General features: G+C 35.1%; 19 protein-coding genes. 14 read left to right on the top strand and 5 right to left on the bottom strand.

The genetic code is table 11. The features are described from left to right. The first annotated feature begins 197 nt into the window (after nt 1-197). From gyrB to ATE47_RS04845, 6 genes are all read left to right on the top strand, one after another. A complete protein-coding gene (gene gyrB, locus ATE47_RS04820) occupies nt 198-2132 on the top strand; it encodes a DNA topoisomerase (ATP-hydrolyzing) subunit B (RefSeq protein ID WP_062160893.1) in 1935 nt (644 codons plus the stop codon). A gap of 127 nt (nt 2133-2259) precedes the next feature. Next, complete coding sequence (locus tag ATE47_RS04825; RefSeq protein WP_062160894.1) at nt 2260-4152, top strand: DUF3857 domain-containing protein; 1893 nt, start codon at nt 2260-2262, stop codon at nt 4150-4152. A 2-nt stretch (nt 4153-4154) separates the two neighbouring features. Then, nucleotides 4155-6095 carry a transglutaminase-like domain-containing protein gene (locus tag ATE47_RS04830; protein ID WP_062160895.1) on the top strand — a complete coding sequence of 647 codons (1941 nt, stop codon included), beginning with the start codon at nt 4155-4157 and terminating at the stop codon, nt 6093-6095. Between the two features lie 88 nt (nt 6096-6183). Then, entirely contained in the window at nt 6184-7011 is an 828-nt protein-coding gene (locus ATE47_RS04835) for an RsiV family protein (RefSeq protein ID WP_062163449.1), read from the top strand. A 208-nt stretch (nt 7012-7219) separates the two neighbouring features. Continuing rightward, the gene (locus ATE47_RS04840) at nt 7220-8014 is read left to right on the top strand and encodes an RsiV family protein (RefSeq protein ID WP_062160896.1); all 795 of its coding nucleotides are present in this window, start codon (nt 7220-7222) and stop codon (nt 8012-8014) included. A 5-nt stretch (nt 8015-8019) separates the two neighbouring features. Continuing rightward, complete coding sequence (locus ATE47_RS04845; protein WP_409013825.1) at nt 8020-8910, top strand: diacylglycerol/lipid kinase family protein; 891 nt, start codon at nt 8020-8022, stop codon at nt 8908-8910. A gap of 170 nt (nt 8911-9080) precedes the next feature. On the opposite strand, the gene ATE47_RS04850 is transcribed toward ATE47_RS04845, so the two are convergent. Then, a complete protein-coding gene (locus ATE47_RS04850; RefSeq protein ID WP_062160897.1) occupies nt 9081-10361 on the bottom strand; it encodes a dicarboxylate/amino acid:cation symporter in 1281 nt (426 codons plus the stop codon). A gap of 175 nt (nt 10362-10536) precedes the next feature. After that, the gene (gene ggt, locus ATE47_RS04855) at nt 10537-12225 is read right to left on the bottom strand and encodes a gamma-glutamyltransferase (protein ID WP_062160898.1); all 1689 of its coding nucleotides are present in this window, start codon (nt 12223-12225) and stop codon (nt 10537-10539) included. Between the two features lie 217 nt (nt 12226-12442). Between ggt and ATE47_RS04860 the strand changes: the two genes are divergently transcribed. From ATE47_RS04860 to ATE47_RS04870, 3 genes are all read left to right on the top strand, one after another. Continuing rightward, a complete protein-coding gene (locus ATE47_RS04860; protein ID WP_062160899.1) occupies nt 12443-15292 on the top strand; it encodes a TonB-dependent receptor plug domain-containing protein in 2850 nt (949 codons plus the stop codon). Nucleotides 15293-15394: 102 nt separating this feature from the next. Beyond that, nucleotides 15395-16360 carry an NAD-dependent epimerase/dehydratase family protein gene (locus tag ATE47_RS04865; protein WP_062160900.1) on the top strand — a complete coding sequence of 322 codons (966 nt, stop codon included), beginning with the start codon at nt 15395-15397 and terminating at the stop codon, nt 16358-16360. Nucleotides 16361-16445: 85 nt separating this feature from the next. Continuing rightward, complete coding sequence (locus ATE47_RS04870; protein ID WP_062160901.1) at nt 16446-17198, top strand: polysaccharide deacetylase family protein; 753 nt, start codon at nt 16446-16448, stop codon at nt 17196-17198. A 3-nt stretch (nt 17199-17201) separates the two neighbouring features. On the opposite strand, the gene ATE47_RS04875 is transcribed toward ATE47_RS04870, so the two are convergent. From ATE47_RS04875 to ATE47_RS04885, 3 genes are all read right to left on the bottom strand, one after another. Next, nucleotides 17202-18032: a class I SAM-dependent methyltransferase gene (locus tag ATE47_RS04875; protein ID WP_062160902.1), complete on the bottom strand. Its 831-nt coding sequence runs from the start codon at nt 18030-18032 to the stop codon at nt 17202-17204. An 18-nt stretch (nt 18033-18050) separates the two neighbouring features. Continuing rightward, a complete protein-coding gene (locus ATE47_RS04880) occupies nt 18051-19256 on the bottom strand; it encodes a metallophosphoesterase (RefSeq protein ID WP_062160903.1) in 1206 nt (401 codons plus the stop codon). A gap of 68 nt (nt 19257-19324) precedes the next feature. Continuing rightward, the gene (locus ATE47_RS04885; protein ID WP_062160904.1) at nt 19325-20392 is read right to left on the bottom strand and encodes a 3-oxoacyl-ACP synthase III family protein; all 1068 of its coding nucleotides are present in this window, start codon (nt 20390-20392) and stop codon (nt 19325-19327) included. Nucleotides 20393-20494: 102 nt separating this feature from the next. On the opposite strand from ATE47_RS04885, the gene ATE47_RS04890 reads away from it, so the two are divergent. The 5 genes from ATE47_RS04890 to ATE47_RS04910 all read left to right on the top strand — a co-directional run bounded on the left by ATE47_RS04890 (nt 20495) and on the right by ATE47_RS04910 (nt 23314). Then, nucleotides 20495-21064 carry a hypothetical protein gene (locus ATE47_RS04890; protein WP_062160905.1) on the top strand — a complete coding sequence of 190 codons (570 nt, stop codon included), beginning with the start codon at nt 20495-20497 and terminating at the stop codon, nt 21062-21064. A gap of 4 nt (nt 21065-21068) precedes the next feature. Beyond that, nucleotides 21069-21800: a bifunctional demethylmenaquinone methyltransferase/2-methoxy-6-polyprenyl-1,4-benzoquinol methylase UbiE gene (gene ubiE, locus ATE47_RS04895; RefSeq protein ID WP_062160906.1), complete on the top strand. Its 732-nt coding sequence runs from the start codon at nt 21069-21071 to the stop codon at nt 21798-21800. A gap of 3 nt (nt 21801-21803) precedes the next feature. Further along, nucleotides 21804-22586, top strand: coding sequence for a type IX secretion/gliding motility protein PorT/SprT (gene porT, locus ATE47_RS04900; RefSeq protein WP_062160907.1), 783 nt, complete (start codon nt 21804-21806; stop codon nt 22584-22586). A gap of 138 nt (nt 22587-22724) precedes the next feature. After that, entirely contained in the window at nt 22725-23027 is a 303-nt protein-coding gene (locus ATE47_RS04905; RefSeq protein ID WP_062160908.1) for a hypothetical protein, read from the top strand. Then, complete coding sequence (locus ATE47_RS04910) at nt 23027-23314, top strand: cell division protein ZapA (protein WP_062160909.1); 288 nt, start codon at nt 23027-23029, stop codon at nt 23312-23314. Before ATE47_RS04905 ends, ATE47_RS04910 begins: the two co-directional genes overlap by 1 nt. Nucleotides 23315-23344: the final 30 nt, after the last annotated feature.

Consider the following 23344-nt stretch of genomic DNA (forward strand, 5'->3'; position numbering starts at 1 on the left):
TTTTTGAAAAGCAATATTTTGATTTCTGTGTGGAAAAGTCAAGTATTTTTTGACATATTTTAACTTTCATACCTCAAAAAAAATCACGATATTTGTGAGTCTTTTTAATGGGGAAAAGATGATAGAGAAAAGATAAAGATGATGACATAAATAGTTTCTGTTCTTCATTCTTTTACTCTTAAATTCTAAAAAATTATATGAGTCAAAAACAGTATACAGCTAGTAGTATTCAGGCATTGGAAGGGATGGAGCACGTTCGTATGCGTCCTTCAATGTACATTGGTGATGTGGGATTGAGAGGTCTCCATCATTTGGTTTATGAAGTAGTAGATAACTCTATTGATGAAGCGTTGGCAGGATACTGCGATACGATCTTCGTTGCTATTAAAGAAGGAAACGGAATCGAAGTTAGCGATAACGGTAGGGGTATTCCGGTAGATTTCCACGAAAAAGAACAAAAATCTGCTCTTGAGGTTGTAATGACCAAAATCGGGGCCGGTGGTAAGTTCGACAAAGATTCTTATAAGGTTTCCGGAGGTCTTCACGGAGTTGGGGTATCGTGTGTGAATGCGCTTTCCAATGAAATGGTGACAACCGTTTACAGAGACGGAAACGTTTATCAGCAGATATATTCCAAAGGAAAAGCACAAACTCAGGTTGAAGAAATCGGGCACAGTGATAAAAGAGGAACTAAACAGTTTTTCCAGCCGGATGATACTATTTTTACAGAATTAGTTTACAATTACGATACGTTGGCAACCCGTTTAAGAGAGCTTTCTTATCTTAATAAAGGAATTACCATCACACTTACCGACGAAAGAGAAAGGTTGGAAGATGGTACTTTCAAAACTGAAGTTTTCCACTCTGAAGGTGGTCTAAAGGAATTCGTAGAGTTTATCGATGGAAGCAGGGAATCCATTATGGAAAGTGTAATTTTCATGGAAGCGGAAAAAGATGATATTCCTGTAGAAGTTGCTATGCGTTATAATACGTCATTCAGTGAAAATCTTCACTCTTACGTTAATAATATCAATACTCACGAAGGAGGTACTCACTTAGCAGGTTTCAGACGTGCTTTGACGAGAACTTTGAAAAAATATGCGGATGATCTTGGTATTCCGGCAAAGGAAAAAGTAGAAATTACAGGAGACGATTTCCGTGAAGGATTAACTGCCGTAATTTCCGTGAAAGTAATGGAACCTCAGTTTGAAGGACAGACAAAAACGAAATTAGGAAACTCCGAAGTTTCAGGTGCTGTGGATAAAATTGTAGGTGAAATGCTTACAAACTTCCTGGAAGAAAATCCTAATGAAGCAAAAATTATTGTTCAGAAAGTTGTTTTAGCGGCAAAAGCAAGACAGGCAGCGAAAAAAGCCCGTGAAATGGTTCAGAGAAAATCCCCGATGGGAGGTTCCGGACTTCCGGGAAAATTATCTGACTGTTCATCAAAAGATCCGGCAGAATCTGAATTATTCTTAGTAGAGGGAGATTCGGCAGGTGGAACGGCAAAACAAGGTCGTGACAGATTTTTCCAGGCGATCCTTCCGTTGAGAGGTAAAATCCTGAACGTTGAAAAATCTATGCTTCATAAAGTATATGATAACGAAGAAATCAAGAATATCTATACAGCTCTTGGTGTTACTGTAGGAACAGAGGAGGACAGCAAAGCATTGAATATGGCGAAGTTAAGATACCATAAGATCGTAATCATGACCGATGCCGATATTGATGGTTCTCACATTTCTACTCTTATTCTTACTTTCTTCTTTAGATTTATGAAAGAACTGATTGAGAACGGATATATTTATATCGCTCAGCCACCTTTATATTTATTGAAAAAAGGAAACAAAAAGGTTTACGCCTATAACGAAAAAGAGCGTGAAGAGTTTACTTTAGAGATGTCTCCTGATGGAAAAGGTGTTGAGGTTCAGCGTTATAAAGGTCTTGGAGAGATGAACCCTGAGCAGCTTTGGGAAACTACTCTTAATCCTGAACACAGAATCTTAAAGCAGGTAACTATTGACAATGCGGTGGAAGCAGACAGTGTTTTCTCAATGTTGATGGGAGATGAGGTTCCTCCAAGAAGGGAATTTATCGAGAAGAATGCAAAATATGCGAAAATTGATGCATAATTAAAACTTAATTATAAAATTAAAAAGACTTCAGAAATGGAGTCTTTTTTTTGTTTAAATTAAAAATAATAAAAATTAATTTTAACATTTATTAAGATTTCAGTACTTTTGCTCAATTTTAATAACCATGATGAAAATACTTTGTATTGGAGCACTTTCGATGGCTTCTTTTTATTACTCTCAAACCTTTCCGGCTTCTGCGATTCCTGAAGATTTGAAGAAAAACGCGGATGCTGTTGTAAGAAAGGATGTTACAACAATCCAGATCAATAAAATTGATGATATAAAATACCAGCTTTACACGGTAACCACAGTACTGAACAAAGATGGAGATTCTAAGGCATTGATATACATTCCTTATGAAAAAGGAAATAGTATTTCGGATGTAAAAGTCAATATCTATGATGAAGCGGGGAAAAAAATAAAATCATATTCAAAGTCTGATTTCGGAGATTTTGCCAATAATAACCAGGGTACTTTTTATTCTGACAACAGAGTAATGGCGTTGTCTTACACACCGACACAATATCCTTATACTGTTGAGTTTTCTTACCAGATCGGTGATGAAAACACGGTTTTCCTGCCGGATTTTGTCCCGTTTAATTCCACGAATGTTTCCTTGGAAGAAGCTCAGATGAAAATCCTCAACAAATCTGGAATCGAGCTTAAAACAAAAACCTATCCTTCAAAGTACAATTATACCTCGGTTATAGAGAGTGATGGGAATGGAGAGAAAATTTACACTTATAAAAATGTTCCTGCAATTGATGATGCTGTTTTATTGCCTCAGCCTGTAAAAATTTTACCAAAAGTAAGTTTTGCCTTAACAAAATTCAATCTGGAAGGAAAGCAGGGCAGCATAAACAACTGGAGCGATTTCGGAGCTTGGTATTACAACAGCATTTTACAACCGGTTTCAGTTTCCACACCTGCAATCAAAGCGGAAGTTGCGGCATTAAACTTACAGGGAACAACCGAAGAAAAGGTCAAAAAGCTGTATCAGCACATGCAGGCAAAAACAAGGTATATCTTTGTGGCATTGGGAATTGGCGGTTGGCAGCCGATGCTTCCGGATGAGGTTCAGAAAAAAGGATACGGAGATTGTAAAGGTCTTACCAATTACATGAAAACTTTGCTTGATGAAGCGGGGATTCCTTCATATTATTCGGTTATCAATTCCGGGATTTCGCCGGTTTCGTTTGATAAGGATTTTCCTAAAATGGGCGGAAATCACGTTATTTTAATGATTCCGACAGAAAAAGGAAATATCTGGCTGGAAAATACATCCCAACAGATTGCTTATAATCATTTAAGTTACAGCACAACAGATAGAAACGTTCTGTCCATCAGGAAAAACGGGATTGAATTGATTGATACTCCAAACTATCCGGCCGAACAAAATAAGGAAAAACAAATTCTTAAAATTAAACTTAACGAAGATAACAGCATTCAGGGAGAAGGCAATTTTTCTTACACGGGAAGCCAGTACGACAACAGTATGGCCTTGATCAATTTATCTCCTAAAGAAAGAAATGAAGCCATGAAAAGCTTCCTCGGTACTTTGCATTTCGAAAAAGTTGAAATGAAAAATTTCCTTAATGATAAAGATAATGCCGTTACAAAATATGATCTTGATTTTAAAGTAAATAATTACTCAAAAAACGCAGGAAGTAGTATAATTTTTAGGGCGGTTCCTATTTATTCAGATAATGTTTACAAAACTGAAGAAAACAGAGAATTACCATTTGAATTGAGACAGTCTTATGAAGATGAATTCGAAATCAATTTTGCAATTCCTAAAAATTATAAGATTGAGGAACTTCCTGATAATGTTAATATCAATTCCGAGTTCGGAACTTACAAATTAAGCTTTGTAAAAAATGGGGAAGAATTAAAGGTAAGCAGAACCATCAGAATCAACAAAGGTCTTTATTCAAAGGAGAAATACAACGATTATATCAATTTCAGAAAGAAAACTATTAACATCGACAACTCCAAAATTTTAATTTCTAAAATCTAAGCATGAAGAAAATTATTTTAATTGCAATTTGCTCAATGAATTTTATTTTTATTGAAGCTCAAAAGCATAAATTTCTTGAACCCCCGAAGTTTAATGAAGCAGATTTATCAAAGCAAAAATCAGCTTTAGATGAAAATGCACCTGCAGAAATTTTATATAAATCTTTACATTTCAGTATTGATAATACTACGGGAAACTTGGTAAAAGAAGCTTTTTACAGAATTAAAATTTATGATAAAGATAAAGCTGAAGACTGGTTGAATCTTGAGATCCCTCTTTACCAGGGTAGTGGAAGTGAGCAGGAAACGTTATCTAAGATGAAGGCCTTCACGTATAACTTGGAAAATGGAGCTACGCTTGCTACAAAAGTAGATAAAAGTTCAAAATATAAAAGCAAGGAAAGTAAATATGTCTCGATCACAAAATTCGCTTTTCCGAATGTGAAAAACGGGTCTGTTATTGAGTATCAGTATGAAATTAATTCACCGTTTTTATTTATTATTCCTGAAATTTTAATTGAAACAGATACTCCGTCCTTATATACGGAATATGTTTTGGATACGCCGTCGAATATTGCGTACAACGTCAATTACACAGGTTCTCTAAGTCCGAAATACAGGGAAATTGAAGAGAGGATGATGTATGGGATGAACTATAAAACGTACAGATTTGGTTATGAAAATGTGAAGGGCTTTAAAACTGAAAAATTTGTTAATAATGACAGAAACTATAGAACAAAAATAAGCGCAGAACTACATTCAACGAATTTCAGAGAACTTAAACTGTATTCTTCATCTTGGGAACAGATTAAGCAAAGATTGTATGAAAATGAAGATTTCGGGGGAGAATTGAAGAAAACAAAACTGGCAAAAGAAAACTTGCCTGCTAATATTTCCGGAATTTCAAACGAAGCCGAAAAAGCGGATGCCATTTTTAATTATGTTAAAAACACCTTCACCTGGAATAAAGACAGGGGAGTTTATATAGAAGACGGGATTAAGAAAATGCTTGAAACAAAAACGGGAAATGCTGCCGAAATGAATCTTTTCCTGGTAATGCTGTTGCGTGAAGCGGGAATTAAGGCTGATCCGCTTGTAATTTCTACGGTAAGCAACGGAATGATCAATCTTGCCTCTCCGAATATCTCAAACATGAATTTTGTTATTGCTGCAATCCAGACAAAAGATGGATTCCACTTGTATGACGCGACTGCAAAGCAATCATCAATGGATCAGCTGCCTCCGAGAGACTGGAACCAGTTCGGTATTTTGATGGCTAAGGAAAAAGTTCAGCAGCTTTCAATGACCAATGCAAAAACAAGTTTCACGTATCTTACGGCAGATGCAAAAATCAATGATGACGGAAGTATTTCAGGGAGTTATTCTGATAAGGATACAGGAACTTACGCCATGTTTGCCAAAGAAAATTATGATGACAATGCCGAGAAATACAAAAAACAATACAAAGAAAATTTTTCAATCGACTTTACAAATATCGATTCTAAAGTTCTTGAAAATGGTGATTTTGAAAGCACAATGAAGTTCTCATCAGATAATATGATTGATAAAATCGGGAAAAAGATGATCATCAACCCGATGTTGTTCTTAAATAAAAACTCTAATGAATTTGACCAGACGGAACAAAGAAGGTTCATGATTGAATTTACCTCGCCTGTCACCAGAGTTAAAAAGATTGTTTTGGAGATTCCCGCAGGTTATGTAATCGAGGAAATGCCGAAAAACAAAAAAATCGTTACCGATGATAAAGAGATCGAATACAGCTATATCGCAGAGCAGAAAGGAAATAAGCTGGAGGTAACTTCCACTACAAAAATCACGAGCCCGGATTATCCGAAGGAATATTATCCGGCTTTCAAACAAATTTGGGATGTTGCTTCAAAGCAGGAAAATCAGGTTATCAGCCTAATTAAAAAGACATTGTAAGACATCACAGAATTATAAATTTTTAAATAATTTTCAAAACCATTCATTAATTGAATGGTTTTTGCATATAAGAATGAAAATCAGAATTATGAAAAATACAATTGCTCTTTTAGCATTTTCCTCATTATTAGCAATTTCGGCTTGTAAAAAGTCTGAAAATGTCAATACCAATACCGATAAAACGGAAGCTCCCTCAGCGGCAAAATTTACGGTTGACTCCGTAAAAGTAAGTGATTCTATTAAGCTTAATGATTCTTTGACGTTAAAATTCAGCTCTAAAATGCTGGTTTTCCCTGAGATTAAAGACAAAAAATTACTCGACAGTATTTATTTTACCAATAAAAATATTCAGGATTTTTCTAAAAAAGGGATTCAGGCTTTGGTTGATAAAAATAAAAACGAATATTTTAATAATGTTAAAAAAGATTCAAAAGACTGGATTTCAGATTTGACATTTGCTCAAAAATGGTATTCGGACAGCAGCATGAATCTTAAATCCAATACCAATGATTATCTCCATATAGAATATGGTTGGGGATCGTATGAAGGCGGAGCGCATGACAATTACGGTTTTTCAGAAAGAGTTTTTGATCTGAAGAATAATCGAAAAGTTGAGCTGGAGGATATTACCTCAATATCCAAAAACGAACTGCAAAAAATATTGATGAAAAATATCAATAAAATAAACTCAGGAACGATGGATGATAAAGGAAAAGTGAACAATTCTGAAATGCTTTTAGTGGATGTCATTCCTGCGACGGGAAATTTTTATTTTGATGACAAAAACCTTTATTTCCATTACAGTCCTTATGAAATCACGGCTTTTGCAGCGGGAGATATCACAATTCCTGTTTCGTGGGAAGAGCTGAAAGGGAAGTTGAAACCTGATTTCCAGACGAGAATGAACATTAAATAATTAAAAAAAATACTTAATTTAATATTTTACTTTATGACAATTATGGTTAAAATTCTTGAGGTAAAATCAATAACTCGTAATTGTTATTAATGCAAAATAAAAGTATGGTTAATGTTGTTTTAATGCATGTATTTATTGTTATTTCCTAAATGGTATTATTGCTGTTGGATGGAATGCTTTTTGTTTGAATGGCAGGATGTATTCACAAATGACACACTACATTAAAACAACATTATTCTCAACCTTGATTTTGGTCTCTTTTGCGTGTAGCAAAAAAGAAAATCCTCACCATACAGATCAAAAAGAAAATTCTGAAAGTTTTGCTGTTGATTCAATTTCATTGAATGATTCCGAAAAGGTTTTCGATTCCGTTACATTGAATTATTCGTCAAAATTATTGGTTTTCCCGGATTTGAAAGATAAAAAGCTTCTTGACAGTATTTATTTTGATAAAAAAGGAATTGCTGATTTTTCTAAAAAAGGACTGACAGATTTCTTTGAAAAAGAGACGGTTTCATATTACAAGCTTATCAAAGAAAGCAGTAAAAAATCGGATATTCATTATAAGCAGACCTGGGAATATTCATCAAATATGTCGGCGAAATCTTTTGAAAATGATTATCTGCATATTCAATATTCTAAAAAAAGCATTAATGGTAAGACCCTTGGAACAATTGATTTTATTGACAAAGTTTTTGATATTAAAAACAATACAAAGCTGCAATTGAGCGATATTACTTCTATATCAAAGGAAAAACTATCTCAGATTTTACAGAAAAACTTTGATAAAAATGAGAAAAAAATCAAATTTTCTGATCTTACAGTAAAGAAAATTTCTCCTAATAATAACTTTTATTTTGATCATAAAAACCTTTATTTCCATTACAATCTGGATGTTTTTATGCCCGGTTATCCGATGGGTGATATTGTAATCCCGGTTTCGTGGGATGATTTGAAGGGAGAACTCAATCCTGTTTTTAAAGAAAGAATGAAAATTAAATAACATTAATGCTTCTGATTCAGGAAGCATTTTTTATTTTTGTAACAATGGAAAAAGTAGCTTTCATCATTAATCCTTTTTCAGCAAAAAAGAATTATCAGCCGTTTCTTAATGAATTGAAAACCAAGGTTGAAAATCCCATGTATTATATTTCGGAATCTATTCCTGGAACGGACGATTTTATTCAGAAACATTTTAATGATGTAGATATTTTCGTGGCAATTGGTGGAGACGGAACAATTTCCACTATTGCGAGGAATCTTATTCATACAGATAAGATACTTGCAATTTTTCCCGCGGGTTCCGGAAACGGGTTTTCTAATGAAACACAATTCAGTAAAAATCTTGATGAATTACTTCAAAAAATTGAAGTAAAAAAATTCAGGAAAATTGATACTTTTACTGTTAACGGTAGGCTTTCAATTAACGTTTCAGGGACGGGATTTGACGGAAAAGTTGTCAAAGAATTCGAAAAAACTACTCGCGGATTTAAAAACTATATTAAAGTTTCTTTAAAAACATTTTTCAGTTATAAGCCGATTAAGGTTAAATTTTTTGATGAAAAGTATAAAGAATATAACGGGAAATATCTGATGGTAAACATTGCCAATACCCGTCAATTCGGAAACAAAGCCTATATTGCCCCAAATGCCAGTAAAAGTGATGGTTTGGTTGATATGGTTTTGGTGAAAAAATTTCCGTTCACGTACTCTGCGCTTTTTGCTTTCAGGATGTTCACCAAAAAACTGAAGGATGATAATTATGTCACATATCTTCCCGTTTCTGAAATTGAATTCAAAGTCAACACAAAAAATTGGCATCTTGATGGAGAATTCAACAAAATAAAATCCCCGGTTCATGTAAAAGTACAGCCCGCAAGCTTAAATATTTTAGTTTAAAGTCATTGCAAGGATGTAATGATGAAGTAACAAATATTACTCATTACCAACCACTTATATTTTTTTTTGGAGCTATTTCCTGCTTTCCATTACAATCTTTTTTTTCAAAAAAGGATTTTCACTGCAATCAGGGCTAGGGTTTTGTCTGTAAAACACTACTGATTATAACATTAAACTTCCAGTTTTTTCTCAATCTCATTGGGGTGATTCAGGCAGTAATGCAGCTGTTTTTTATCCAATTGCTTTTCCCAGTTGGCTACAACAACAGTCGCCACCGAATTTCCAATTACGTTTGTCAGGGCACGGCATTCGCTCATAAACTTATCAATTCCTAAAATTAAGGTCATCCCGGCAATAGGAATTTCGGGAACAACGGCGAGAGTGGCGGCCAGCGTCACAAAACCCGCGCCAGTTACTCCTGCGGCACCTTTGGAGCTCAACATGGCAACTAAAAGTAAGATAATCTGCTTTTCAATAGGAAGGTGAATATTCAAAGCCTGGGCAATGAATAGCGAGGCTAAGGTCATATAAATATTTGTTCCGTCAAGATTGAATGAGTAGCCGGTAGGAACAACCAAACCGACAATTGCCCTTGAACAACCTGCCTTTTCGAGCTTTTCCATAATTCCCGGAAGGGCAGATTCTGAAGAGCTGGTTCCTAAAACCAATAAAAGTTCTTCTTTAAGAAAGTACATAAGCTTGAAGATGCTGAATCCATTATACCAGGCAACGGCTCCTAAAATCAAAACTACAAACAGGGCAGAAGTGACATAAAAAGTACCGACTAAGAAAATCAGATTTAAGACAGAATGAAGCCCGTATTTCCCAATTGTAAAAGCCATAGCTCCAAAAGCTCCGATGGGTGCAAGTTTCATCAGCATGTGAACGATTTTAAACACAGGCGTCGAGAGATCTTGTAGGAAATCTGTTACTTTCTGGCTTTTTTCTTTAGTCAGAACCAAAGCGATTCCCATTAAAATAGCCACTAAAAGCACCTGCAGAATATTTTCTCCCACTAATGGACTGAATAATGTTTCAGGAATAATATTCATGATAAAGCCTGTCAGTGTAGATTCGTGGGCTTTCTGCTGATATTGTGAAACGTCCCCGGAAAGTGTGGCCGGATCAATGTTTAATCCGTGTCCGGGTTGTAAAATATTACCTACAATTAATCCGATTATTAAAGCCAAAGTTGAAAAAGTGAAAAAATAAATCATCGCTTTTATAGCGATTCTCCCAACTTTTTTAAGGTCAGTCATGTGTGCAATTCCTAGCGTCAGCGTTATGAAAATCACCGGAGCAATGATCATTTTTACCAATTTTATAAACCCGTCTCCCAGAGGTTTCATCTTCTCACCCAGCTCAGGATAGAATCTCCCTAAAAGAATTCCTGCAATAATGGCAATAATAACCTGAAAATAAAGTTGCTGATATATTTTTTTAGTTTTCAAATTGTCTTTGATTTAAGAAGCGAAAATTAAGAAAATTGATTGAAAAATATGATAATGTCAGGGAAAGTTTCGGGTGGCGGGCTGAAAGCCCGCCACCCGAAACTAATTTAAATATTGTATTGAGATGCTTCGGCTTCGCTCAGGATGACACATATCTCTATTTTAAAATCAAGAATCACTCTACTGCCACAGAATCATCACCACGACCATCTGCAACAGCATGAGTATTCCCATTATCATCAATTAAAATCATTTCCGTTCTGCCGATCTGATTCCAGTTTTCGGCTTTGTAGCCAAGCTTTTCTAAATCTTTAATGGTAGTTTCCGGAAAATTCTTTTCAAAAGCAACTGTTTCAGGAAGCCATTGATGATGGAATTTAGGTGAATTTACAGAAATATTAGCATCTAATTTAAAATCAACAACATTTACTATTGACTGATAAACAGAAGTCGGAATTGTTGTTCCTCCCGGAGTTCCCACTACCATATACGGCTTTCCGTTTTTGAGAACAATGGTTGGTGTCATTGATGAAAGCATTCTTTTATTAGGCTGTATAGAATTTGCTTCTCCGCCAACTGCCCCAAACATATTGGGAACGCCGGGCTTTACAGAGAAATCATCCATTTCGTTATTTAAGAAAAATCCTGCTCCGGAAACGACAACTTTACTGCCATACAAACCGTTCAATGTAGTGGTGACCGCGGCTGCATTCCCGTCTTTGTCAACAACAGAAATGTGGGTAGTTTGTGTTGATTCTTTGGGTTGCTTAATGATTTTTCCAACCTCAGAACTTGGAGTTGCTTTATTAAAGCTAAAACTTTTCCATCTGTTTTTTAGATATTCATCGGAAATCAGATAAGAAGTTTTATCCTTAATAAAATCCGGATCGCCCATGTATTCGGCTCTGTCGGCAAAAGCTCTTCTTTCGGCCTCCACCATAATCTGAACTGCCTGTGTGGAATTTTGTTGGTATTTTTCTAAGTTTTCATAGCCTGCCATTTTCAGCATCTGGGCTAGCAATATTCCGCCACTTGAAGGCAAGGGCATAGAAACAACATTATTTCCTTTATAATTAAACTCTAATGCTTTTCTTTCTGCGACTTTATAATTTTTTAAATCTTCTAAACTGATAATTCCATTCCCCTTTTTCATTTCAGAAACGATAAGTTGGGCAGTTTTTCGTTCATAAAATCCTTTTAAACCATTTTTCTGAATTAATTTTAAAGTTTCACCCAATTCTTTCTGAATTAGAATATCACCGGCTTTCCACGAACCGGCTTTTACAAAAACTATGGGAGACTGATTATGTTTCTGAAAATATTCTTTATTTGAATTTAAAAGATCAGCCTCTTTGTCGGTAAGAGCAAAACCTTTCTCAGCAAGATCTATTGCTGGCTGAATCAATTGATCCATAGGAAGTTTGCAGTATTTTAAGGTAGCAAAAAAACCGGCTACACTTCCCGGAACTCCTACCGCTAATCTTCCGTTTTGAGAAAGATCGGTATTGGCTTTTCCGTTTTTATCAACATACATATCATGTGTTGCTTTTTGAGGAGCAGTTTCCCGGTAATCAATGGCAAATTTTTCTCCGGTATTTTTTACTCCAACTAAAAACCCGCCGCCGCCGATGTTTCCGGCTTGGGGATAAACTACCGCTAAAGCATATTGTGTCGCAACAATTGCATCATAGGCATTTCCACCCATTTTTAATATTTTGGCTCCCGCTTCACTCGCCAGAGGATGAGCGGAAACAACAACACCTTTGTTTTTTACTTTGACATCTTTTATAATAGTAATGTCGGTAAATTGAGCCCAAAAAAGCTGTTGAGCTAAAAGTAAAGTAACAAAAAATACTCTTTTCATAAGATTTGATATGGAGCAAAAGTATATATTTTTTTAAGATAAACTTAAAAAGGAAAAAAGGTTTTTAATTTTGATGTTTTATCGTTAATTTTTACTTATTATTAATTTATATACAATAAAAATTTAAATATATTAATTTATTATTAGTAAAATATGTGTTTATTTATATTTAAAATTATTTTGTTTTCTATAAATAATTACATTTGGGAAAAAATATATGAAAAATAATTACCAGAAAATTATTTGTTTAGGTGTGCTGTTTTTGGCTTCTTCAAATGCAGCGGCACAAACAAAAGATTCTTTAAAAGTCACTTCAGTTGAAGAAGTTAAAATCACGGTAGGTTCTAGGAATAAAGCAAGAGTAGCCACCGATACTCCGGTCCCTGTGGATGTCATCAATATCAGTTCTCAATCTGTAATGACGCCGCAAACTGATCTTACCCAGATCTTGAATTATGCGGCTCCGTCATTCACTTCCAATTCTACAACCATTGCGGATGGAACAGATCATATAGATCCTGCACAGCTTAGAGGGCTTGGCCCGGATCAGGTTTTGGTTTTGCTTAATGGTAAAAGAAGGCATAATTCCTCCCTTGTCAATACAAACGGATCTCCGGGAAGAGGCTCTGTAGGAACTGATCTCAATGCAATTCCCGCATTTGCAATTGAAAGGCTTGAAGTTTTAAGAGATGGTGCTTCCGCTCAATACGGCTCTGATGCTATCGCGGGTGTTATCAATGTTATCATGAAAAAAAATACGAATGCTTTTACTGCAGCCATTACGGCGGGTGGATTCAATTCAAAAGGATCTAATGACCATCACGGAGGCTGGGATGGGGAAAAGTATCAGCTGGATCTTAATTATGGAACGGCAATTGGTAAGAATGGTTTTATCAATATGACGGCAAGCCTTATGAAAAGGGAAGATACAAGGAGGGCTATGGCTGCTACCGGGAATATTTTTAATGCTTATAATGCCATTGAACAGCGTGCATTCGAAGAAGGCGTAAATATTTCTTCGCTTTTTGGGAATATTAATAATACTTCCAATACTCAACAGATTATCAATTATATCCATCAGTATGCAGGTGATGTTAATTATTTCAGCCCGTCTATGCAGGCAAGTATTCAATCTGCCAATACTATTTCTGCTTTACAGTCGGTTTTAAATACTGATGTTACTGAAAATGAGCTCGCTTACAGAGGTTTAACAAGAGATGATTTTAATATGAGAATTGGACAATCCAGGTTGGGATCAGGACAATTTTTCGTTAATTCTGAATTCGACCTTTCTTCAGCTGTGAGAGGCTATGCATTCGGAGGAATATCTTATAGAAGTGGTAATGCTGCAGGTTTTTATAGAAGACCAAATCAAAACAGGACTTCAACCTCTTTATATCCGAACGGTTTTCTGCCGGAAATAGCTTCAGACGTGATTGATCTGTCGCTGGGCGGAGGTTTTAAAGGCAAAATGGGAAGTATAAATTATGATATCAGCAATACTTTCGGAAGAAATACTTTTGATTATACCATTAAAAATACAGCCAATGCCTCGATGCCTTATCCGAGTAGAAGGGAGTTTGATGCAGGTGGCTTAGGATTTACGCAAAATACAATCAATGCAGATTTTGATACTAAATTCGACTGGCTTAAAGGTTTCAATATGGCTTTTGGAGCAGAAGCAAGATTCGAAAAATATAAAATAGAAAGTGGGGAAGAGGCATCCTGGGCTTTGTATGATATTAATGGAAATATCCAAAACCAGAATACGGGTCCCTTATCAAAACCTACCGATTTTTTTGGTAACACAAGACCCGGAGGTTCTCAGGTTTTCCCGGGTTTTAGGCCTGTAAATGCTTTAAATAAAGGCAGGAACTCGGTTGCAGCTTATATAGATACAGAGCTTGATGTTACAGACAAATGGATGTTGAGCGGAGCTGTAAGATTTGAAAATTATTCTGATTTTGGGTCTACATTTAATTATAAAATTGCTACAAGATATAAGCTTACCAATCAGATCAATATCAGGGCGGCACATTCTACGGGTTTCAGGGCTCCGTCTTTACAGCAGATTTATTACAATGCTACTGCAACACAATTCGTGGGCGGAGTTCCTTATGAGGTAGGGACTTTCTCCAATGATTCTAAGATAACAGGAGAATTAGGGATTCCTAAACTTAAACAAGAAGAATCGATGAGTTTTTCAGCAGGTTTTACCGCAAAAATTCCTAAAGCAAATCTTACTTTCACGGTGGATGGCTATTATATTAAAATTAAAGACAGGGTGGTTCTGACGGATCAGTTTTTAAGACCTGATGGAACATATCCTGAAGGCAGTCCGAACCATAATCTGCAGTCATTATTCGATGCGGCAGGTGCCAATGCAGCTACATTTTTTGCTAATGCTATTGATACTCAGACTAAAGGGATAGAAGGTGTGGTTTCACACAGAGGAAAATTCTCAGAAAAAGTTTCATTGAATTCTGATCTGGCAGTGACAGTTTCAAAAACGAACAGGATAGGGGATATTCACGGTTCGGAAATTTTAGCTAATGCCGGTCAGATCAGCAATTATTATTCTGAGGCAAGCCGTGTTTATCTTGAAGAAGCTATTCCAAGATTTAAAGTATCTTTAAATAATACGTTGGAAATCAATAAATTCAGTCTTTTGCTAAGAAATGTATTTTTTGGAAAAGTAACAGATCCAAACACAATGGATGTAAATGGCGATGGAATTGTGAGCGGAGAAATTATCAACGGACAGGCTGTCGCAACGGAACATCCAATTTGGGGAGCCAAAATTATTACCGATCTTTCCATTGGATATAAATTCAGTAAAGCATTTAAGCTTACGGTAGGAGCAAATAATCTTTTTGATATTTATCCTGATAAAAATTATGGACCGACTAATGTAAAAACGCCTGCTTTAGATGGATCTGGAAACCTTACTTATGTGAATTCTAACATTGATCTTTCAAACCAGAACCAATTTGTATATTCCAGAAATACCTCGCAATTCGGGATGAACGGGAGATTTCTTTTTGCAAGACTTAATCTTAGTTTTTAAATAATTTTGAAAATGTTGAAAAGGTGTGTTTTTACGCACCTTTTTTTATTATGATAAGCATGATTTTTTTACTTTTGTAAGATTCAATCTAAAAAATTAAAAATGGAATCCTATACGGAGAAAATACTAATTACCGGTGCTTTGGGACAAATAGGCACCGAACTTACCAACAGGCTAGTTGAAATTCACGGAGCGGAAAACGTAGTAGCTTCAGGGCTGGACAGATGGCAAAAAGACATCACTTCTGCCGGATACTACGAAAGAATGGACGTTACCAATACTCAATTGGTAAGACAGGTCATCAAAGATTATGACATCACTACTGTTTACCATTTGGCATCATTGTTATCAGGAACTTCAGAAAAGCAACCGGTTTTTGCCTGGAAGCTGAACCTTGAGCCGCTTCTTCATTTTTGTGAAATGGCCAAAGAAGGTATTATTAAAAAGATCTTCTGGCCAAGTTCTATCGCCGTTTTCGGAAAAGGGATTCCTAAAGAAAATGTGGGACAGGATGTAGTTTTAAATCCTACAACTGTATACGGAATTTCTAAAATGGCGGGTGAAAAATGGTGTGAATATTATTTCGACAAGCATGGGGTAGATGTAAGAAGTATCAGGTATCCGGGATTGATTTCTTGGAAAACTCCTGCCGGAGGTGGAACTACGGATTACGCAGTTGAGATTTTCTATGAAGCTATTGAAGAAGGAAAATATACAAGTTTTATTTCTGAAAATACAGGAATGCCAATGCTGTATATGGATGATGCGATCAATGCAACATTGAAATTAATGGATGCTCCGAAGGAAAGTTTAACGGTTCGTTCGTCTTACAATTTGGGTGGAATGTCTTTCACTCCAAAAGAATTGGCAGAAGAAATTAAGAAAGAAATTCCAGGTTTTGAGATTGATTATAAACCGGATTTCCGACAGGCCATTGCAGATTCCTGGCCGGCATCAATTGATGATTCTGTTGCGAAAAAAGACTGGGGACTGTCTTACGATTTTGGTATTTCTGAGATGACAAAAGATATGATTAAGAATCTTAAAATTAAATTAGGTAAAAATTAATTTACTTCAATTTTTAGTTTAATTGAAATACATTTTAACATCTGATTAATAAGTAATTATAATTTTTATCTAAAATTTAATTTAAATGGTATTATTGACTTTTAACATTGTAAATATTGATGCTGAACCCAAAAATGGCATTCAGATTTCCGATGATGAAAGGTTGAAAATTTCAGAGGATAATACAAAAGCAATTCTCAGGATTTTAGATATTCATGATGTTAAAGCAAGTTTTTTTATAGAGGTTTCTCTTGTTCAAAAACTTCAAAATTTAATAAAAGCAATTTCATCCAAAGGGCATGAAATTGCTTTTTATAATAAAAACTCCAGTCTTCAGGAAATTGAAGAAGCAAAGAAAATTGCTCAGGATTTTTTAGAAAAACAGATTCGTGGAATTCGCCAGAAAGATTTCAAACTGCCACAGGAAAACTTAAAGCTTTTAGAATTTAATTATGTCTCCAATATTGATAACTCCGATATTCTTTTTCCGTTCAAGCGCCTGAAAAGGGATACGGAGATCACCGAAGAAGAAGGATTAAGCATTGTCCCGGAAAGCATCTCTCCTTACAGCCAATTGCCTTATAATGATTTTGTGTTCCAGATCCTGCCGATGAAATATTATCAGAATATGGTTTTTGAAACTTTGAAAAATGATGAATTTGTTTTGATTTATTTAAATTCTTGGCAGTTCACGGATTTCAGTACCTATAAATTCGATGTCCCATTTTACAGGAGGTATTCTTCGGGCAAAAAAATGGAGGACAAACTAGATGCCCTCCTTACTTTTATCAACGAGAAAGAACTTGCTACTTCCCGTATGAAAGATTATATTTTTTGATTCTTATTCTTCATTTCTACAAATTGCCAATAAATCTGTAGAATATAACATATCCTTTTTAAATAGAATATCTTCATAAGAATATTTTGATGTAAAATCATTTGTTGCAATATGATTTTGTGAAGTATTTTGCTGATTGTTGAGTTTGGCCTTTTTTATAAAATCAAATATGTTATTCTGAAGTTTTAAAAGGAAAACTCTTAAAAAGTAAGGAAAAATGAATAATGTTGCAGGAAGCACAATTATTCTTTGCTTTTTTGTTCTTTTAATTTCCTCCAAGACCAAATCTGAATCTGACCCTATTTTCAAAATCTCTACTTTCTTAAAATGTTTTACAAGAAGTTTCCTTAAACTTTCAGAAGTATATTCTTTGAGATGAAAAATATTCCAAGGTTGTTGGATGTATTTGAAAAGTCTGTGTTTTTTATCCGGAGTTGAAATGATTAAAGTTCCGCCGGGCTTCAACATTTTGTTTAATTTAGCTACATATTCATTATCATTGGGAACATGTTCTATAACTTGGAAAGAAGTTATAATATCAAACTTTTCATTTTCAAGTTCAGATATTGTCATGAAACTTAAGTTAGGAGAATTGTATTCATTTTTTGCATAATCAACAGCTTCATTACTTATATCGACGCCAACTATACTTTCTGCATTTTCTGATAAAATATGCGTACCATATCCGGAACCACACCCAAAGTCTAAAACTTTTTTATTTTTGACCAGGTTTTTAGCATATTCATAAGTAGCAATATGCATTAAATGAAGGTATAATTCAGATTTATTTTTAAAATTATTATTTAATATATGTCTCTCGCCAGTGTCTTTCATTCTGCTAAAATAAATAAATTAAGCCAATTCAAAAAGCGTAATTTCAGGCAAAACTCCAACTCTTCCCGGATAGCCCAAAACTCCAAATCCTCTGTTTACATATAACATTTTCCCTTCGCTTTCGTACAAATCTGCCCATTTTGGATATTTATATTGTACGGGAGACCATTTTATGTTTTTCAAATCCAAACCAAACTGCATGCCGTGTGTATGCCCTGAAAGCGTTAAATGAACGTTTCCGGGGTGTTTTTTTACCACATAATCGAAATGGGTTGGGTCATGGCTCATTAAGATTTTTGTTGCAGATTCCGGTACGTCTTTTAAAGCATCATCCAATTTCCCGAATTGTGGAAAAGGTTTTAATCCCCAGTTTTCAACGCCTAAAATGTATAGTTTTTCACCGTTTTTCTCAATGATTCTATTTTCGTTGCGAAGCATATCAAATCCGGCCTGCTTTTCATAACTGATTAAAGCTTCAAGGTTTTGTTTTTTGGCATCCAGTGAAGTCCAGTTGACGTAGTCTCCGTAATCGTGGTTCCCAAGAACCGCAAATTTGCCGTCCTTAGCTTTTATTTTTGAAAATAAAGGGATGAACGGTTTGAATTCATCTGCAACATTATTCACCATATCTCCTGTAAACAGGACCAAATCCGGATTTTGTTCATTAATCAGGGTGATGGCATGTTCCAGTCTGCTTGGATCTGAAAAACTTCCGCTGTGGACATCTGAAATTTGGATAATCTTATATCCTTGGAAGCTTTTGGGAAGATTGGATAACTTTACTTTTACCTTTCTTACTTTATGGCGGTATTTTCCGAAGGTAATTCCATCAATAAATAAAGCCGAAAGCACACCTCCTAAGCCTAATCCCATTAAACTTAAAAATTTTCTTCTTTCCGGGAAAAAGTTTTCAGTAGGACGTGCTAATCCTACAAGATACCCCCCGGTCCTGAAAATATCATCAATTAATAAAAATAAAACGATGAAAATTTTAGGAAGGATAAAAACTAAAAATACGGATATCATGATCTGCATTCTTACCGTACTTCTGTCTGCTCTGTTGAAGTGTGTGATTTCATAGGCGAAAAGCCCATACACAGCCAATGTGATTACCCAATAGCCGGCTTTTATCCAGGAATTATCCGTTAATGTTCTTATTGCCTGATAAATATACACTTCTAAAAGAAGAAAAAGGGCGGCAATAATTAAAAAATTTCTTTGCATAATCAGGTTTAAAAAAAGCACAAAGATGTATCCCTGTGCTTTTAATATTTTTTGTTAATTAAATAGTTTTAAGGAAATCTATACACGATAGCATTGATATTCATTCCGGCACCTACCGAAGTCATCACAATGTTACCTTTTTCTTTAAACGTTTGACCCTCCATTTTTCCTTTAATTATTAAATCATACATCGTAGGAATGGTTGCCACAGATGAATTCCCGAAATCCTGAATGGTCATCGGAGAGATCGAATGGTCGTAATCTTTTATGTCGTATAATTTGTGAAGTCTTTCGATCATTGCATAATCCATCTTGGCATTGGCCTGGTGAATTAAAATTTTGTTGATATCTTCAATGGATAATCCTGCGCTCTCAATGGTTTCTTTAATAGCTATAGGAACATTTTTAAGAGCATATTCATAGATTTTTCTTCCCTGCATTCTTACAAATAAACGGGTTTGGTCAGCATCTTTATTGATAGAAGGACCGTTGGCAAGGTAGTTTAGCTCAATACCATTGTCGCAAATTGTGTTGTGAGCGATGATTCCTACATTTTCTTCGTCGGTTGCCTTTACAACAACAGCACCTGCACCGTCTGCAAAGATCATCCTGTTTCTGTCATGCGGATCTGTTACCCTGCTTAATGTTTCTGCACCGATTACCAAGATGGTTTTAGCAACTTTAGCTTTAATAAGATTATCCGCCAAAATCATTCCTTCCACCCATCCCGGGCATCCGAAAAGCATATCGTAGGTTACACATTTCCTGTTTTTGATGCCTAATTTATTTTTCACTCTCGCTGCCATTGTCGGCATAAAATCAGCGTATCCGTTTACGGTAACTTCTCCGAAATTACTTGCGTAAATAATATAATCTAGCTCTTCCTGATCTATTTTCGCGTCTGCAATGGCAATTTTCGCAGCTTCGTAACCGATCTGAGAGTTGGAAAGATTTTCATCAATGAACCTTCTGTTTTCTATTTCCGTAATTTCTACAAATTTTGCAATAGTTTCTTCAGCAGGCTTGTCAATCTTTACTCCGTCTTCTGAATAAAACTCTGAATCCAAGAAAAAGTCTCTCCCAATAATTCTATTAGGAAGATAAGATCCAGAACCAATAATGATCGTATTCGGCATTCGTTTATTTGATTTTTTTTAAAGACGCAAAGTTAATAATTAATATTAATAACGAAGAATTAAAAATATTATTAAATTTGCAAAAATTGTACTTTACAATCTATGAAAAACAATCCGTCCTTAAAAGGCTTACTTATTGCAGTTGCGGCGTTTATCGTGGCCTTTGGGGTTTACTTTCTTTTTTTAGCGAAAAAGAACTCTTACGTAGTAGATAATCCTACTCCGAATACCTATTACTATAAAATTAATAACGGTTCAGAAGGTACTATTGCCGGCGGACAGACGGTTTCTGTGGATTTGGATAAAGGAAAAAATTCCATTAAAGTTTTCGATCAGAATAAAAAATTATTATTCGATTCTGCGTTTGAAGTGAATAAAGTTCGGGGACTGATTAATATTGCGCATCAGGATTATTATATCAATGATCAATATTATGGATACAATCTTAAAAAAGATTCATTACTTTTGGCGCTTGATAAGACTGTGATTGACGGGAAAACATATTTTGGAGGCGCAAGACGCTTCAATAAATTATATACTGATGATTTTTACTACAATGTGAATGAAGATTACGATAAAATAATCAAAAATATTCAGAAGGTAGAATCTAGATCAAAGATCTTCAGAAAGCAGGATTATCTTAATTATTATAAAGAATATTACAAGTTTTAAAGTTTTGACAAAAGATATAAACCAAGTTACTCCCTACAATTCAGAGGCTACAAAGAAGAGCCAGGTAGAGGATATGTTCGACAATATTGCACCGAAATATGATCTTTTGAATCATGTTTTGTCCATGAAAATTGATGTTTTGTGGAGAAATACTTTGGTGAAATGGATGAAAAATGATAATCCGCAGGAAGTGCTGGATGTGGCTACAGGAACGGGAGATCTGGCTATTACGATTGAAAAAGGAACGGGTTCCAAAGTAATTGGTTTAGATTTATCGCAACAAATGTTAAATGTTGGCGTTATTAAAATAAAAAAACTTAAATTAGACGGCAAAATTTCCATGCAAAAAGGAGATGCAGAAAATTTACCTTTCGAGGACAATAGATTCGATGCTGTTTCCGTTGCATTTGGAGTAAGGAATTTTGAAAACCTTACCAAAGGTTTAGCGGAATTGAGAAGAGTAGTGAAGGATAACAAGAGTGTTTATATACTGGAGTTTTCAAAGGTTGAGGGTTTTCTGGCGCCATTTTATATGTTTTATTTCAAAAATATATTACCTGCTATCGGCAGACTGGTTTCCAAAGACAATAGGGCATATACATACCTTCCGGATTCTGTAAATGCTTTTCCTTTCGGGGAAAAAATGAAACAAATTCTTTTAGATACAGGATTTAAAAAAGTTGAATATAAAAAACTTAGTTTAGGTATAGCCACAATTTATAAAGCAACAAAGTAACCTATGAATAAATTTTTATTAAAAGCACTGGTTTTAGCCTCAGTAAATATTGCGATTTTTGCGGATGCGCAATTCAGAACCCGAAACAGAATGGATAAGTTGGAAGACTTTGACGAGCAGAAATTCAGTTGGGGTTTTTATTTGAATGGCAACAGACTAGACTACCGTATCGTTTTGAATCCTAGATACGGGATGAATAATAATCAAAATCTTGTTACATCTAAAGAAAGCTACAGTTTCGGTGCCGGTTTGATCGCAAAATGGAGACTGAATGATTATTTGGATTTAAGATTAGAACCAGGGTTACAATTTGGTCAGAGACAATTGACTTTCAATACGCAATCAAACGACCAGTATGCTGCGGGTACTTTGACGAACGATCCTTTTACTCCGAGGCCTTTAGGTGAAAATGACAGGGTAAGAGAAATTAAAACAACTTTGGTTGACGTTCCCGTATTGCTAGAGCTTCACGGACAAAGATGGTACAACTCAAGACCTTACATCGCAGCTGGGGTGAACTATATCGTAAACCTTCAGTCGAATTCAGACTCTACGGATGACAATATGCAGCAGATCTTCAGATCTACAACGCATAATTTTGCATGGTCTGCAGAAATGGGAGTTCAGTTTTACTTTAATAAGTTTAAGCTAACACCGGCAATCAGAGGTACATTCATCATGAACAATGAAATTGTAGCAGATAATGCGACAACACCTCCATATTGGACGGCTGCAATGTCTACTTTACAGACAAGAGCGGTATTTTTTGTTCTTAAATTCGAATAAGAAATTAACCTTAAATATACAGAGGAGATACGTTTGTGTCTCCTTTTTTTGTTGCCTTATCAAAATATAGAGCGTTTTATTTTTGTTAGTATTAATATTTTGTTATTTTTGCTAATAGTTAGAATATACAAACCTGAAATGCTTCAAGATTTAGAAAACAATTTTTCAGAATTAGAGAAAAAGATTTTACTATTACAAAAGAACTATAAAAATCTCGCTGAAAAATTCTCAGAACTAAACATTGAGCATGAAGAGCTGAAGAAGAAATATGATGAGGAAAGAAAAAAAAGTCAGGTATTAGCAGAAGAGCAAAAAAATATAAAACTTTATTCAGCAATATCAGGAAACCCTGAGCACAACAGGTTGATGAAAAATCACATCAACAGATTGGTAAAGGAAATAGATTTCTGTATTGCCCAGCTTCAAAACAGTGGATTATAATGGAGGTAAGAAGAATAACGATCAACATTGCAGGAAGGGTATATCCGCTGAACGTACCGGCAGCAGAGGAAGAAACTTTGCGTAAGGTAGGAAAGCAAATAGAAAATATGATTAAAGATTTTGAACAGAATTTCGATGTGAGAGACAAACAGGATGCTCTGGCGATGTGTGCCCTTAAATTGGGGACCAATGCCGAAGTGGTGTCTACGAACTACGAAAAAACAATACATTCTACCAACGAAAGATTAGCACAGATTAATCAGTCGTTGAATGAAATTGGGAAATAGATTTTTTTTCCCACAAAACTGCCTACAATA

Origin of the sequence: Chryseobacterium sp. IHB B 17019 (genome assembly GCF_001456155.1) — a bacterium.
In the GTDB taxonomy this organism is placed as follows: Bacteria; Bacteroidota; Bacteroidia; order Flavobacteriales; family Weeksellaceae; genus Chryseobacterium.

Coding starts and splice junctions, on each gene's coding strand:
- gyrB (WP_062160893.1), top strand. CDS start 198: ATGAGTCAAAAACAGTATACAGCTAGTAGTATTCAGGCATTGGAAGGG.
- ATE47_RS04825 (WP_062160894.1), top strand. CDS start 2,260: ATGATGAAAATACTTTGTATTGGAGCACTTTCGATGGCTTCTTTTTAT.
- ATE47_RS04830 (WP_062160895.1), top strand. CDS start 4,155: ATGAAGAAAATTATTTTAATTGCAATTTGCTCAATGAATTTTATTTTT.
- ATE47_RS04835 (WP_062163449.1), top strand. CDS start 6,184: ATGAAAAATACAATTGCTCTTTTAGCATTTTCCTCATTATTAGCAATT.
- ATE47_RS04840 (WP_062160896.1), top strand. CDS start 7,220: ATGACACACTACATTAAAACAACATTATTCTCAACCTTGATTTTGGTC.
- ATE47_RS04845 (WP_409013825.1), top strand. CDS start 8,020: ATGCTTCTGATTCAGGAAGCATTTTTTATTTTTGTAACAATGGAAAAA.
- ggt (WP_062160898.1), bottom strand. CDS start 12,225: ATGAAAAGAGTATTTTTTGTTACTTTACTTTTAGCTCAACAGCTTTTT.
- ATE47_RS04860 (WP_062160899.1), top strand. CDS start 12,443: ATGAAAAATAATTACCAGAAAATTATTTGTTTAGGTGTGCTGTTTTTG.
- ATE47_RS04865 (WP_062160900.1), top strand. CDS start 15,395: ATGGAATCCTATACGGAGAAAATACTAATTACCGGTGCTTTGGGACAA.
- ATE47_RS04870 (WP_062160901.1), top strand. CDS start 16,446: ATGGTATTATTGACTTTTAACATTGTAAATATTGATGCTGAACCCAAA.
- ATE47_RS04875 (WP_062160902.1), bottom strand. CDS start 18,032: ATGAAAGACACTGGCGAGAGACATATATTAAATAATAATTTTAAAAAT.
- ATE47_RS04880 (WP_062160903.1), bottom strand. CDS start 19,256: ATGCAAAGAAATTTTTTAATTATTGCCGCCCTTTTTCTTCTTTTAGAA.
- ATE47_RS04885 (WP_062160904.1), bottom strand. CDS start 20,392: ATGCCGAATACGATCATTATTGGTTCTGGATCTTATCTTCCTAATAGA.
- ATE47_RS04890 (WP_062160905.1), top strand. CDS start 20,495: ATGAAAAACAATCCGTCCTTAAAAGGCTTACTTATTGCAGTTGCGGCG.
- porT (WP_062160907.1), top strand. CDS start 21,804: ATGAATAAATTTTTATTAAAAGCACTGGTTTTAGCCTCAGTAAATATT.
- ATE47_RS04905 (WP_062160908.1), top strand. CDS start 22,725: ATGCTTCAAGATTTAGAAAACAATTTTTCAGAATTAGAGAAAAAGATT.
- ATE47_RS04910 (WP_062160909.1), top strand. CDS start 23,027: ATGGAGGTAAGAAGAATAACGATCAACATTGCAGGAAGGGTATATCCG.